The organism is Lysinibacillus sp. NPDC097162, from assembly GCF_044762185.1.
Taxonomy (GTDB): Bacteria; Bacillota; Bacilli; order Bacillales_A; family Planococcaceae; genus Lysinibacillus.
Genome location: NZ_JBIWDT010000004.1, coordinates 256354 through 270571, shown reverse-complemented (window position 1 = coordinate 270571; position 14218 = coordinate 256354). Strand labels below are relative to the sequence as shown.

The window sequence follows — 14218 nt, the reverse complement described above, 5'->3', positions numbered from 1 at the left end:
AAATAAAAAGCGACTAAAGCTAAAATAGCTCTAGTCGCATGTACATCAACAAAAAATCAGCCGATAGAACCTTCCATCTCAAACTTGATGAGACGGTTCATTTCTACTGCGTATTCCATTGGTAATTCTTTCGTAAATGGTTCGATAAAGCCCATTACGATCATTTCCGTTGCCTCTTCTTCAGAAATACCACGAGACATTAAGTAGAATAACTGCTCTTCTGATACTTTAGAAACTTTCGCTTCATGCTCTAAAGAAACATTATCATTTAAAATTTCGTTGTATGGAATTGTATCCGAAGTAGATTGGTTATCCATGATTAACGTATCACATTCAATGTTGGCACGTGCACCACTTGCTTTAGGACCGAAACGTACTTGACCCATATATGTTACTTTACCACCTTGTTTAGCAATCGATTTAGAAACGATTGTAGAAGATGTATTAGGTGCCATATGAATCATTTTTGCTCCTGCATGTTGGTGTTGCCCTTTACCAGCTAATGCAATTGATAATGTCATACCACGAGCGCCTTCACCTTTTAGGATACAAGCTGGGTATTTCATCGTTAATTTAGAACCGATATTACCATCAATCCATTCCATCGTACCGTTTGCTTCAACAACTGTACGCTTTGTTACTAAATTGTAAACGTTGTTCGCCCAGTTTTGAATCGTTGTATAACGGCAATAAGCATTTTTTTCAACGATAATCTCTACAACTGCTGAGTGTAAAGAGTTTGTTGTATAAACAGGAGCTGTACATCCTTCAACATAGTGTACATGTGCGCCTTCATCAACGATAATTAGCGTACGTTCGAATTGACCCATATTTTCAGAGTTAATACGGAAGTAAGCTTGTAAAGGTGTTTCAACTTTTACACCTGGTGGCACATAAATAAATGAACCACCTGACCAAACTGCTGAATTTAGTGCAGCAAATTTGTTGTCAGTGTAAGGAATTACTTTACCCCAATACTTTTTGAAAATATCTTCATTTTCACGTAAAGCAGAATCAGTATCTTTAAACACAATACCAAGATCTTCAAGCTCTTGTTTCATATTGTGGTATACTACCTCAGATTCGTACTGAGCTGATACACCTGCAAGATACTTTTGCTCTGCTTCAGGAATACCTAATTTATCAAATGTTGCTTTAATTTCTTCAGGTACTTCATCCCAAGATTTTTGCGTAGCTTCAGATGGTTTTACGTAGTACGTAATTTCATCGAAGTTTAAATCGCCAAGGTCGCCACCCCATTGTGGCATTGGTTTTGTATAGAAAGTTTCAAGCGCTTTTAAGCGGTATTCAAGCATCCACTCAGGCTCTTGCTTCATATTTGAAATTTCACGGACGATTTCTTCAGTTAAACCACGTTTTGAACGGAAAATTGATACGTCCTTGTCATGGAATCCGTATTTGTAATCGCCAATATCCGGCATTTTTTTAGCCATTATTTCTCCTCCGTTCACGAATTATTATTCTTTTACGCCTTTTTCCATTGCTTTCCAAGCCAATGTCGCACATTTAATTCGTGCAGGGAATTGAGAAACACCTTGCAGTGCCTCAACATCCTCAAGGTCGTATTTATCGCTATATTCTTCACCCATCATCATTTTTGAAAAAATTTCAGCAAGCTCTAATGCTTCTTCTACTTTTTTCCCTTTGACAATTTGTGTCATCATTGAAGCAGAAGACATCGAAATAGAACAGCCTTCACCATCAAATTTCGCATCTTCTACAACACCATCATTCACTTTAAGCGTTAAGTGAATGCGGTCGCCACAAGTCGGATTGTTCATATCAATTGTTACAGCATCTGTATCTAAAGATCCTTTATTTCGAGGATTTTTATAATGATCCATGATAACTGAACGGTATAGTTGATCTAAATTATTAAAAGACATCGCCAAAATACTCCTTCGCAGAACGCAACCCGGCAACTAAGCGGTCAATATCTTCCTCCGTGTTATACAGATAAAAGCTTGCGCGCGCTGTCGCTACTTGTTGGAGACATTTCATTAGTGGCTGAGCGCAATGATGTCCTGCACGAACAGCGATACCATTCATGTCCAGAACTGTTGCAACATCATGTGGATGTACATCATCTAAGTTAAACGTAACAAGACCACAACGTTTCATTGGATCGCGCGGACCAAAAATTTTGAGTCCCTCAATTGTTTCAAGTTGATCCATTGCATAGCCTACAAGCTTATGCTCGTGCTGTGCAATATTCTCTAACCCTACTTCCGTTAAGAAATCGATAGCAGCACCTAAACCGATTGCACCTGCAATGATAGGCGTACCACCTTCAAATTTCCACGGTAATTCCTTCCACGTTGAATCTTGTAGTCCAACAAAATCGATCATTTCGCCACCAAATTCAATTGGCTCCATCTTTTCAAGGTGCTCTTTTTTACCATATAGTACACCTATTCCAGTCGGACCGCACATTTTATGACCTGAAAAGCCTAAGAAATCTACATCTAAATCTTGCACATCAATTTTCATATGCGGTGCAGCTTGCGCACCATCTGCTACCATTACGGCACCATTAGCATGTGCAATTTTTGCAATTTCTTTAATCGGATTAATTGTACCGAGAACATTTGATGCCATTGATACTGACACGATTTTCGTTTTCGGTGTAATCGTTGCTCGAACCTTTTCAAGATCAATTGTGCCATCTGCCTCAAGGTCAATGTACTTTAATATTGCATTTTTTTCTTTTGCAAGTTGTTGCCAAGGAATAATGTTGGAGTGATGCTCCATATGTGTGATGACAATTTCATCACCTTGCTCAACATTTGCACGACCATAACTAGAAGCTACTGTATTTAACGCAGTCGTTGTACCACGAGTAAAAATAATTTCTTCTGTTGATTTCGCATTAATGAAATTGCGCACCTTTTCACGAGCACCCTCGTATTTGTCAGTCGCACGATTTCCCAATGTATGCACACCTCGGTGAACATTCGAGTTATCAAATTCATAATAATGCTTAATTGCTTCAATTACTTGAGTAGGCTTTTGAGATGTTGCTGCGCTATCAAGGTAAACAAGTGGATGACCATTTACTTGTTGATTTAATATTGGGAAATAGCTTTTAATGTCTTTATTGATCATTAGCGAACTTTCCTTTCGATAACCTCCGTCAGTTGCTTTTGAACGCCTTCTATAGGTAATTGCTTAACAACTGGCGCAAGGAATCCATGGATAACAAGGCGCTCTGCTTCTGCTTTCGAGATACCACGACTCATTAAGTAATAAAGTTGTAGTGGATCTACTCGTCCTACAGATGCTGCGTGTCCTGCTGTTACATCATCTTCATCAATTAAAAGAATTGGGTTAGCATCGCCACGAGCTTTTTCAGAAAGCATTAACACACGTGATTCTTGTTGTGCATCTGCTTTTGTAGCACCGTGTTCAATATAGCCAATACCGTTGAAAATTGACTGTGCTGCATCTTTCATCACACCGTGTTTTAAGATGTGACCATTTGAGTTTTTACCCCAGTGACGAACTTCTGTTGTGAAGTTTAGTTTTTGCTCTCCGCGACCAACAACAACTGTTTTTGTATCAGCATGTGAACCGTCACCGACAAGGTGTGTAATATTTTCAGAAATTGTATCTGAATCGTTCATTAAACCAAGAGCCCAGTCAACTTTTGCATCACGTGCTAAACGAGCACGACGATTTACATAAGTAGTATAACCTTTAGCTAGTACATCAACCGCACCGTAAATTACTTGTGCATTATCTTGTACAATTACTTCAGAAATAATGTTAGCTTGAGCTTTTGCTTCTTCAACTGTAGAAATATATGTTTCCACATATGTGACAGCTGCATTTGCTTCAGCTACTACTAATACGTGGTTATAAAGTGAAGCTTCTGCATTATCATTTAAGAATACAACTTGTAACGGTTGCTCAATAATGACATTTTTCGGTACGTAAACAAATACGCCACCATTCACAAGTGCTGCGTGAAGTGCTGTTAATTTATGTTCATCAACTTTAACCGCTTCAGTCATGAAGTACTTTTGAACAAGCTCACCGTGATCACGTATAGCTGTTAACATATCTGTAAAAATAACGCCTTTGTCAGCAAGCTCCTGTGATGTTTTAATAAACGCTGGTGTGTTGTTTCGTTGAATATATAAGTTTTCTTGTGCCTCAAGATCAATTAAGCGACGTGCCTCTTCTGGAAGTGCATCAAGTGAAGCAAATTCTTCACTGACAACTGTATGAGTTGGGAAGTTCATGAAGTCCCATTTTGAAATATTTGTTCTATCTGGTTTTGGCATATCTAAACCAGCTGCTTTGTCTAGTGCTGCCGTACGAAGCTCTGCAAACCAAGTTGGTTCACCATTCGCCTCTGAGAACGAGCGCACGTCCTGTAATGTTACAGGCAAGTTAAGTTCCACTGTCATGCTAGTTCGTCCTCCTTCTTATGCTTCTTGTTCTTCTGTTTCTTCTTCGATACCTAGTTCTTTTTTAATCCAGTCATAACCTTCTGCTTCTAAACGGTGCGCTAATTCTTCGCCACCTGATTTTACAACGCGACCTTGCATCATTACGTGAACATGGTCTGGTGTGATGTAGTTAAGTAGACGTTGGTAGTGAGTGATCATTAAGCATCCGAAGCCTTCGCCACGCATTGCATTAATACCTTTAGAAACAACTTTAAGTGCGTCAATATCAAGACCAGAGTCAATTTCATCTAAAATAGCGAAAGTTGGCTTAATCATCATTAATTGAAGAATTTCGTTACGTTTTTTCTCACCGCCAGAGAAACCTTCGTTTAAATAACGTTGTGCCATGTCTTCGTTCATTTCAAGGAATTCCATATTTTTATCTAATTCACGAATGAATTTCATTAATGAAATTTCGTCGCCCTCTTCACGGCGTGCATTAATAGCTGAACGTAAGAAATCAGCGTTTGTTACACCAGCGATTTCTGATGGGTATTGCATAGCTAGGAACAAGCCAGCTTGTGCACGCTCATCAACTTCCATTTCAAGTACGTTTTCACCATCAAGTTCAACTGTACCAGAAGTAACTTCGTATTTTGGGTGTCCCATAATTGCAGAAGCTAGTGTTGATTTACCAGTTCCGTTTGGTCCCATAATTGCATGGATTTCATTTGTATTAATTGTAAGGTTTACGCCTTTTAAAATCTCTTTCCCGTCGATTTCAACGTGAAGATCTTTAATTACTAAAGTTGACATGAAAATACCTCCATAGTGTGTTCTGTGAATGGGCAACCATTCCTTAATTATCATCATTCTAATCTTAACTGAAAATCGTTCTCTATGCAAACCATTTTGACCACTTTCACTTTTCAATGATGAAATCTTGAATTATAAAGACTTTTTAAGCATTTTCAGATTTTTTAGAATCGAAACTGCTAATGAGAATAGACAAAGTCTATTTTCAATGAAATATCCCTAAATGAGAATGGATTTCATCTAGCTACATAGTGGAAACCTCGCATAAAGCGTTAATTGTAGCGGTTTTGTGACAAAAATGCACAAACAACCATATCTATACTATATCCTATTTCATTAGAATGGAATCACTATAAGAAAATAAAATTATAGAGTAATAGTGCTATTAATTACTATCGTTTTAAAAAAGCTATCTTATAATCCCTTCAAATATTCATACACTTTTTACTGTATGTTAAAAATTCACTTTGCTTTCAGCAGAAGTCATCACATAATTTTCATGTCCAATGAAAAGATGCTATGGGCAAAAGCGAAAAAGTGTTAGATTGGTTGCAGTCAATCTAACACTTTTTCATTAAATATGTATAAAGGCTAACTTTTTTTTGCTATAGATAAAATTCAGTAGATAGCACCAAGTTGGTGGAATCGAAGGCGGTTGCTTTCCGCGGGAGGTTACAGCTTTCTCATATGCTGATTATTAAATGCTAAACCTTCTAACATTGCGATTATCAGTAAAATTAGCAGCCAACTGATTCCTTTCTTTATCATAAATCTCCCCCTGACATTGATTACCCAAGACTTAGCTGCCAAATTACAAACAGAATTTGCGTTCAACTGCTTCTTTCGGATTCATTTTTAACAAATATTGGTCATCTACTTTAAATGATTTAAAATGCATTTGAGTTGACTGTAATCGTTTATTCATTTTTTAGCACCATGATATTTTTTCAGTCTTTTTATATCTTAAATATTATATAATTAAAATATAATTAATCGGATTTTTCGATTAGATAGAGGTGAATATCCAGTGGAGTTACGTCAATTACGTTATTTTGTGGAGGTTGCAGAGCGTGAGCATATTTCTGAAGCTGCTGAACACCTTCATGTTGCCCAATCAGCAATAAGTCGTCAAATTGCTAATTTAGAAGACGAATTAGGTACACCACTTTTTGAACGTGTCGGCAGAAATGTAAAATTAACACCGATAGGAAAAACTTTTCTTGAACATACAATCACTGCTTTAAAAGCAATAGATTTTGCAGCCAAGCAGGTTGAGGAATATTTAGATCCTGCAAAAGGAACCATTAAAATTGGTTTTCCTACGAGCTTAGCAAGTTATGTACTGCCAACCGTTATTTCAGCTTTTAAGCGTGAATACCCAGATTTGCAATTTCAATTGCGCCAAGGCTCTTATCGCTTTTTAATTGATGCCGTTAAAAATCGTGAGCTTAACTTAGCATTTTTAGGACCGCTGCCACCAAAGGACGAATCAATTCAATCAAACATCTTATTCACCGAAAATATTGCAGCCCTATTGCCAGCAAACCATCCTTTGGCGAAACGGGAAAGTATTCAGCTAGCAGATTTACGTAATGATCTTTTTGTTCTTTTTCCAGATGGCTATATATTACATAAAGTTGCGATGGATGCCTGCCGTGCTGCCGGCTTTTTACCAAATGTAATATCTGAAGGTGAAGACTTAGATGCATTAAAAGGTTTAGTGGCCGCTGGAATTGGTGTCAGCCTACTACCTGAGAGTTCACTATACGATTCAGCAGCCCGATTCACTATCAAAGTGCCAATTGAATCGCCCACAATACCAAGAACAGTTGGTATTATTTCACCTGTAAATCGAGAAATTGCACCATCTGAAAAAATATTTTTAGACTTCGTAACTAATTTCTTTTCCCGACTTTCTCAGTTTCAATAACACCGTTAAACTAACATGAAAAGACCCAGTGAAATTCACTGGGTCACACATTGTCTTATAACCGGCATCAAGAAGTTCAACTTGATGCCGGTTATTTTGTTGATTGTATTGATGGGATGGCGACTCATGCTCAGGGCGTAAGACACAACAACCGTGTGCATGCGAGGGTTGCAGCTTTCGTTGTGCCCGAAAGAAAACGCCTACCCAGCGAAAATTAATCGCAATTAAATGGAAAAAGACAGTAGACCCAGTAAATTTACCGGGTCTACTGATGCTTAAAATCTACTCTTCTTCATCCTCAACAAGGAGATTTTTTCTTTTTCTACGTAAAATAAAATATAAAATAAGCCCAATTACTAATATCAGTACAGCAAATTCTGCTATAAGTACAAATGAAATAGAATTGTTCTGCTCTGAGGTAGATTTTTCAATGTCTGCTGCACTACTAGCCGCAACTACAAATTTCCCCTCTTTTGTTTCAATCGCAGAGGTTACCTTTTCACTGGTCCCCTTCAATTGGGCTAAAAAGTCCTTTTGATTTGCTGCTTCATCCATCATTTGGATGATTAATAGCGGTTGCTTATCATCCCAAAAACTTTGGGTAATAAATGTATACTGAGCCATTGTTTCTGGAAGAAAACCTTGTTTTAGTAAATCTTCTGCAGATTGAGGTATATTGTTTTTGTTTCCTATGAGCGCTGTGAAATCGGAGGAAGCGCCAGCAAAAATAATTGCACTTCGTTTTAATTCTTCTTCCTTAACGTCTCGTTCTTTCCTCAACATTGTTTGAGCCATTTCACCATTCGTCATTAAGGACTTATACAACAAGAGCATTTGTGTATCGTTTATCACCGTATTATTCGGAACAATAATCAAAGATTGTTCTTGGAAAGCATTTGGAAAATCTCTTAATGTAAATGTTGGTGTTGTATCTTCTTTTGTAATAGATAATGTACTACTACCATCAATATAAAGCCAATAACGCTCATTCGTCGTTTCACAAGGATCCTCTAATTGAAAACCAGTTACTTCAAATTGGATATCTGTCATCGATTGTTTATTTAACACATTTGTTTGAATGGGCACATTCACTTCATATAAATCTGAAGAAGTTGACTCTAGCTTCTGAAGGTCAACTGCATGCGGTACATCATTAACCCATACAATCAATTCTACTTCTCGTTCATTACTTTTACCTTTTTCAGGTAGGAGAGCTGATTTCTTTAAGACTAATCGCATGTTTGCTTCTTTATTAGCTTCAACTTGTGGTAAAGACACATAATAGTGCGGCGTCATCGTTTCTTGACTCGATAATATTTGATGGTCAAAACCTAGCTGTGAAAAGAGAAGTGTTGAATTAGAAGAATTGTTCACTGTTGGTAACTCATCCACCGTTAACGTACTTCCTGCAAATTGACTATACAATTTAGTATCCGTCAATAACGAAATTCGCTCTTGAAGTGCGTTTGGAGTAGCGGCTGACACAAACAAAATAGGTACACTTTGATTGCTTTCCTCATTTTTTAGACTGTGTACACTAAGTGAAAGACCATCTTCATATTGACTATTGGCAGTCTCGAGCATTTTAATCATATAATTTGTACTAAATTCATCTTTTGCTCCTACAACAATAACCGGTCCAGCAACACGTGCAACAGCAGATTCTCTTTTAACATCAACGTCATTCTCACCTTGCTCTGACAAATAAGCAGCAAGTTGATAACTAGCATTCAATGTTTGTTCTGAAGCTTCATCAGGTACTATAAGTGTTGTTCTATAATCTTCATAGCCTACAAACGCTTCAGGATAGTTGCTCAATGTCCATTGTTGTGTACTTTCATTAAATGATGATATAGACGATAAAATATCGATACGTAACCAATTGCCCTCATTGCCCGGTGCTACACATACACCTTCTTTCAAAATACCATAAAAACTAGCTGTTATTTTATGCGTTCCTTTCATTAAGGCACTTTCCGGTAAAGTAACAGTCACAGTTTGCTTCAATAAATCTGAAGTTAATGCAATCGATTTAATTGCGATATCATCCACTTTTACCGTAAAAGAGGATGGCGCTATTAACAGCTCTGACTGCTGTATTTGAAATGAAACAGTTTGTCCCTTCGCCTCTACATCTTGACTGAGCGTGTAATAGAAATCTCTTGAAGAGGAAGGCCCTTGTAATTCAATTGCCTGAGACAACAATGGTTTTTTTGCTAAGCTGTTTGCCTCAATAGCTATTGTTTGTTTTTCTACTGTGATTGGCGCAGCTAGGGCATGCGTAGCTAAGAACGGCAAACTGATTAAGACTGTAAAAATATAAAGTAAGACTCTCATTATTGTTCTCCTTATTTTGTTTTCTTTGCAAAGCGCTCAGTTTTATACCACTGCACTTCTTGGCCAGTAAAAACTCTTTTTATCTCTAAAAATAGCGACCAAATAACTAATACTATCCACATTTGTGAATATGTAAAATACATTAAAATGACATAGAAAAAATTTTTACGATTCATTTCTGTTTTTTCAATGCTTAAGGTAATCATCACTTCACCTAAAAATAACAAGAAAGCCAATACCCATAAAACAATTGCGATATCTCCAACAGTTAGTCCAATATCGTAAAAAAGATTGGTGATAAATAAAATGTTGGATAAAATGACGCCGAAGAAAAATAAAAAGTAAGTAAAAAAGAAATAAAACAAATCAAAAATAATACTTTTTCTTTTCAATGTGAAAAATTGGCTTAAAAACTTTAGCACAACATACTGATTTCCTCTTGCCCAGCGTGTTCGTTGTTTCCACCATACTTTTAACGTCTCTGGTTCTTGTTCCCACGTAATAGCCTTTGGGAAAAAGCGGATATGATAGCCTAAATTATAGACACGAATAGTTAATTCAGTATCTTCCGCTAACGCCTTTACATCCCATCCACCTAATTGTTCTAAAATACTACGGCGAATGGCGAAATTGGTACCTGGAATTGTTGCAATGTTAAACCACTTCCAACGACCACCTTGTGCCATCCACTGAAAACAAATCGTTTCAATATTAATAAATCGTGTTAACCATGTTTCAGTCGCATTTACCACTCGAAATTTCCCCACGGTAGCTGCAGCTTTTGGGTCATTTACAAGCCCCATAACTAAATACCAAATGGCCATACGCTCTGGCATATTATCTGCATCATAGACAATAACAACTTCCCCAGTAGAATCCGCTAAAGCGGCATTTAATGCAGAAGATTTGCCCTTACCTTTATAAGGTTCTACTGTTTCAATTACTCGTATAAATGGATATTTTTCTGTAAACTTTCTTGCAATCTCTCCTGTTCTATCCGATGAATTATCGTTAATGACGATTACTTCCAACTTATCTTTCGGGTAAAACAATCGGGACATTGCCCGTAAAGTTTGCTCAATAACAACTTCTTCATTATGTGCCGGAATAAAGATACTCACTGTTGGAACATCTATCATTTTTTTTGACCATTCATCGATAACCTTTTCATAAGATCGAAAATGCAAATAGCCCCCTTGCATTAAAAACATATGGTATAACAGCATAATCCATATGAGAAACAATGAAATATAAAATAAAATATCAGCCATTACTTTTCCTCTCCTCAAATAATCGCTTACGTAGCGTTATACGTAGTCTCAAAGTATTCATAAAAAATACAATAACAAATAACGATACTATGATTACTAACAGCCATAAAACTACTTCAAATGGCCGCTCATCAAACATCTTTTTTAAGCGATCCAGTTTGGTAAAAGAAAGCTGTATCTTTTGCTCTCCGTTTGCTGATTGCATTATTGATACGTTAGACGTCTGTACAAACTGTTCTGTTTTTCTAAAATCAAGCCATTCTAGCTGTACTTGTTTGTTTAAGAGTTCAACAAGCTCTTGTGCATGATGAGCCCCTAAGTAGCTAGGATATTGAATTCCAATAGTTGAACCTGGCGCTTTATTGATATTACGAATCGACTGCTGTGTGGAATACAGTGGATATACATTCACATCATTTATTGCTGCTATCGTATAAGGATAAATTGTTTGTAAATCTCTTTCGGTTATATAAAAATGATTTTCTTGTTGTCGCAATACTCCACTGAAAAATGCGCTATCATTTAGAATTAAAGTAGGGTAAATTTTTTGCAATACTAAATAATCTAGACTTTTTTCTATGTTAGCTTGTGAAGAAGATAAAATAAAAGCTACCCCCTCCTGCTGTAATTGTTGTAAATATTTCAGCAATGCCTTATTGTCCTGTAAATAATAAATTGCACCATCTACTTCATATAGCGGGCTAATCTGTAAGTTGATAGGAACATTCAATTGCTTTAATTGTTCAACTACTTCCTTTAACTTCAAAACATCCGTTTCCACATTAATGTCTGATAACACGATAAATGCAGGATGAATGTTTGGAGATGATATTTTCAATAGATCACCAAATATCGATGGCCAGTCATATACTAAAGGAGATGTTTGAATCACTTTACCTATATAAGACCAATTGCTATTTTTTTCTTTCACAATAAAAGGGAAGTCTTCATTAAATGAAGATGCCATTTGTATAACTTCAGCATCGTTAGGTGGAGTCATGACCGTCCATTCAATTGGACTCTGCAATTCATGTTCCCCGATTTTTCGAAGCTCGACTTTTTTTCCCTTTTGCCAATGTGAGAATGAGGAAATCTGCTCAATATTCTCCCCTATAGCAACAGCGGGTCCATGGAAATTGTTCATAGCTTGTAATGCTTGGAAAGGTATATGCATCTTATAGGCATTTAAAATGACAATACGTTTATAACCAGCCAATGTATCTTCTTTAATATTTTCCACCGCTATGACATCTACATCTGTATAAGCATTTAGCATTTCACGTAGAATTTGCACATCTTCATCAACTTGTTGATTGCTAGTAACATAAATAAGTGCAATGTCTTTATCATCGGCACTTGCTTGAGAATGCTGAGGCATACTAACTAAATAAAAAAGAACAATGAAGACGAGCAAGCCAAATCTAAAGCGCACTTGTTTTCATCTCTCTTTCCATTTCTGCTAATAAATCATCAAAACTTTGATCCATCTGTGGCGTGTAAGTAAAATAACTTGTTTTGTAGCTTAGTGTCACCCATCGCTTATTTAATAATTGGTGGTTTTTTAAAGCTTGATCCAACTTTTCGTAAATAATATCAATGTATTGATCTGATGTATCGATTAATAAAATGGCAAGATAATTTTCACGATAGCGAAATTTTTTATCTGTTTGTCTAACGGATTGTTGTATTTTTTCCGCCAGTTGCTTCCATAAATATTGTGCTTCTTTGAAACCATATAGCTTTTTAAATTTTTCATAGTTTTCAAGCTTTAGCATAATAAAAACAAAAGAATGTTGATGACGATCCGCTCTTCGCATTTCTTCATTAACAATCACACGCATACGGGATTCATTATCAAAACCAGTCTCTACATCAATGGCTACAAAGTTTTTGACATCCTGCTGTAAGTTTTTCATATATTTTTCTTGTGCTAACAATAATTCATGAATCTTTCCGGCGCATAATACTAGGAGTAGTAAAACAACACCATATGCCAAAAATTGTTGCATTGAAAATGCATTACTTAACAATGCTACAGAACCAGTCATACCGATATACAGTAATGTGGAGCCGCTGATAAAAATAAATAACAAACTACTTATTAGCCCAGTAACCGTACCTCTCCATAGTGTTAGGATTACTATAAGTACTAAAAAGATATATAATAATAAGCTTTCAATATCTTGATGTAGTAAAAAATAAGCAGGTAATTGTAGAAGCAAAATAAGTAAAATTCCATAAAGAAATATAGCTTTATTCCATTTTATTGCTGTTCGCATCGTCGACCTCTCTTTCCGCTAGAAGTGGTAATAAATTATCAAATATATGTGTCGCATTTGTTTGCACGTCTACATACCCCGTATTTGCATTGGCCTTGAGCGATTCCATTTTGCGGAAAAATTCTTCAGCCATCATATCATTATGGATTTCCAACATATAACGAGTTGCCATTGCGTAAACAGCAGGCGATTCGAATGTAACAGCTGGTTCACCTGTTTTAGCATCGTAGCGGCCGTACAATTTATGATCTCTACTATATAAAGACAACAACCAATTGGTAAAGGGCTTCGTTTCTAAACCTAAAGTTGCACTATGGTAAGCAGTATACAATTGATCTATCATATGTAACTCTGTATCATATTCATAGTTTTTTGATACGACATCATAATATTTTGGGAAAAAACCTGCTTGAGCTTTTGGAGCTTTTGCTAAAATAGATAATTGATGCTCTAGTTGTGCTTTAGATAAAACATCATATTGTTGCATCTTTAAAAGTGCAGAAGGCATAATATAACTTAATGTAATAGTGTTAGCCTTTTTATGTGTATGAACATCAACAAAATCTACAAATGTATCTTCTTGCATTCCATACTTTACAATGTTCTTGCCAATGGACTTCCCTAACGTAATATAACGTTCATCATTCCATTTCTCCCCAGCATCAAATAGCGCTCGCATGATTCTATAATCATCAATCAGTGCGTTTACAGTAGCTTGTTTTTTACCGTCAATTCGCCAGACAATAAATTTCTTCTCTAAAAAATAATTATCAATCACTTCAAGCTGCTCATCAAAGCGAGCTTGATCATCTTTTTCTAGTAAATAGGTCAACCATAATCCGACTGATTCAGATAAAAACACATCTTTTTGTTGCGTTAAATCAGTACGTAATAAGTTATCTTCTGTCATTAGTTCTTCAACAACAAACCTCTCAGTTGATGAAATGGGCTTTTTTGTTATTTTTTCTTTTCCTTGTGAGCAGCTCATTAAAACAAACAACAGGCAAAACATGACTAAAATACCACTCCTAAAAAATTTCGTTATAGGATTTCACCTCCGTCAGGACTAAATACCAAATTTTTTCAGTATTATTGGCGAATAATATTATATCAGTAATCATATTAAATGAATCTAAACAAATTCTAAACAATTTTAAAAAAATAAAAGAA

General features: G+C 36.2%; 11 protein-coding genes. 1 reads left to right on the top strand and 10 read right to left on the bottom strand.

What is annotated here, in order from left to right:
- Positions 1 to 56: 56 nt before the first annotated feature.
- Genes sufB through sufC form a run of 5 tightly spaced genes read right to left on the bottom strand, consistent with a single transcriptional unit; the run spans position 57 to position 5231 of the window.
- The gene (gene sufB / locus ACIQXW_RS17990; protein WP_340822699.1) at positions 57 to 1454 is read right to left on the bottom strand and encodes a Fe-S cluster assembly protein SufB; all 1398 of its coding nucleotides are present in this window, start codon (positions 1452 to 1454) and stop codon (positions 57 to 59) included.
- Positions 1455 to 1478: 24 nt separating this feature from the next.
- Positions 1479 to 1907, bottom strand: a complete 429-nt coding sequence (sufU, locus tag ACIQXW_RS17985) for a Fe-S cluster assembly sulfur transfer protein SufU (RefSeq protein ID WP_340822698.1) — start codon at positions 1905 to 1907, stop codon at positions 1479 to 1481.
- Positions 1897 to 3126: a cysteine desulfurase gene (locus tag ACIQXW_RS17980; protein ID WP_401019744.1), complete on the bottom strand. Its 1230-nt coding sequence runs from the start codon at positions 3124 to 3126 to the stop codon at positions 1897 to 1899. Before ACIQXW_RS17980 ends, sufU begins: the two co-directional genes overlap by 11 nt.
- On the bottom strand, positions 3126 to 4433 hold the full coding sequence (gene sufD, locus ACIQXW_RS17975) for a Fe-S cluster assembly protein SufD (protein ID WP_340822695.1): 1308 nt from the start codon (positions 4431 to 4433) through the stop codon (positions 3126 to 3128). Before sufD ends, ACIQXW_RS17980 begins: the two co-directional genes overlap by 1 nt.
- A gap of 18 nt (positions 4434 to 4451) precedes the next feature.
- Entirely contained in the window at positions 4452 to 5231 is a 780-nt protein-coding gene (sufC, locus tag ACIQXW_RS17970) for a Fe-S cluster assembly ATPase SufC (protein WP_401012697.1), read from the bottom strand.
- Positions 5232 to 6258: 1027 nt separating this feature from the next.
- Here sufC and gltC point away from each other — a divergent pair.
- Positions 6259 to 7161 (top strand): glutamate biosynthesis transcriptional regulator GltC, encoded by a 903-nt coding sequence (gene gltC, locus ACIQXW_RS17965; RefSeq protein ID WP_340822694.1) that lies wholly within the window; start codon positions 6259 to 6261, stop codon positions 7159 to 7161.
- A gap of 282 nt (positions 7162 to 7443) precedes the next feature.
- Here the strand turns inward: gltC and ACIQXW_RS17960 are convergent, their stop codons facing one another.
- The 5 genes from ACIQXW_RS17960 to ACIQXW_RS17940 are packed head-to-tail and all read right to left on the bottom strand — an operon-like array spanning position 7444 to position 14036.
- A complete protein-coding gene (locus ACIQXW_RS17960) occupies positions 7444 to 9498 on the bottom strand; it encodes a cellulose biosynthesis cyclic di-GMP-binding regulatory protein BcsB (RefSeq protein WP_402764397.1) in 2055 nt (684 codons plus the stop codon).
- 11 nt (positions 9499 to 9509) lie between these two features.
- A complete protein-coding gene (locus ACIQXW_RS17955; protein ID WP_402764394.1) occupies positions 9510 to 10769 on the bottom strand; it encodes a glycosyltransferase family 2 protein in 1260 nt (419 codons plus the stop codon).
- Positions 10762 to 12201 carry a hypothetical protein gene (locus ACIQXW_RS17950; protein WP_402764392.1) on the bottom strand — a complete coding sequence of 480 codons (1440 nt, stop codon included), beginning with the start codon at positions 12199 to 12201 and terminating at the stop codon, positions 10762 to 10764. The genes ACIQXW_RS17955 and ACIQXW_RS17950 overlap by 8 nt, the downstream gene beginning before the upstream one ends.
- On the bottom strand, positions 12191 to 13048 hold the full coding sequence (locus tag ACIQXW_RS17945) for a diguanylate cyclase domain-containing protein (RefSeq protein WP_402764389.1): 858 nt from the start codon (positions 13046 to 13048) through the stop codon (positions 12191 to 12193). The genes ACIQXW_RS17950 and ACIQXW_RS17945 overlap by 11 nt, the downstream gene beginning before the upstream one ends.
- The gene (locus ACIQXW_RS17940; RefSeq protein WP_402764386.1) at positions 13023 to 14036 is read right to left on the bottom strand and encodes a glycosyl hydrolase family 8; all 1014 of its coding nucleotides are present in this window, start codon (positions 14034 to 14036) and stop codon (positions 13023 to 13025) included. Before ACIQXW_RS17940 ends, ACIQXW_RS17945 begins: the two co-directional genes overlap by 26 nt.
- Positions 14037 to 14218 lie beyond the last annotated feature (182 nt).

Coding starts and splice junctions, on each gene's coding strand:
- sufB (WP_340822699.1), bottom strand. CDS start 1,454: ATGGCTAAAAAAATGCCGGATATTGGCGATTACAAATACGGATTCCAT.
- sufU (WP_340822698.1), bottom strand. CDS start 1,907: ATGTCTTTTAATAATTTAGATCAACTATACCGTTCAGTTATCATGGAT.
- ACIQXW_RS17980 (WP_401019744.1), bottom strand. CDS start 3,126: ATGATCAATAAAGACATTAAAAGCTATTTCCCAATATTAAATCAACAA.
- sufD (WP_340822695.1), bottom strand. CDS start 4,433: ATGACAGTGGAACTTAACTTGCCTGTAACATTACAGGACGTGCGCTCG.
- sufC (WP_401012697.1), bottom strand. CDS start 5,231: ATGTCAACTTTAGTAATTAAAGATCTTCACGTTGAAATCGACGGGAAA.
- ACIQXW_RS17960 (WP_402764397.1), bottom strand. CDS start 9,498: ATGAGAGTCTTACTTTATATTTTTACAGTCTTAATCAGTTTGCCGTTC.
- ACIQXW_RS17955 (WP_402764394.1), bottom strand. CDS start 10,769: ATGGCTGATATTTTATTTTATATTTCATTGTTTCTCATATGGATTATG.
- ACIQXW_RS17945 (WP_402764389.1), bottom strand. CDS start 13,048: ATGCGAACAGCAATAAAATGGAATAAAGCTATATTTCTTTATGGAATT.
- ACIQXW_RS17940 (WP_402764386.1), bottom strand. CDS start 14,036: ATGAGCTGCTCACAAGGAAAAGAAAAAATAACAAAAAAGCCCATTTCA.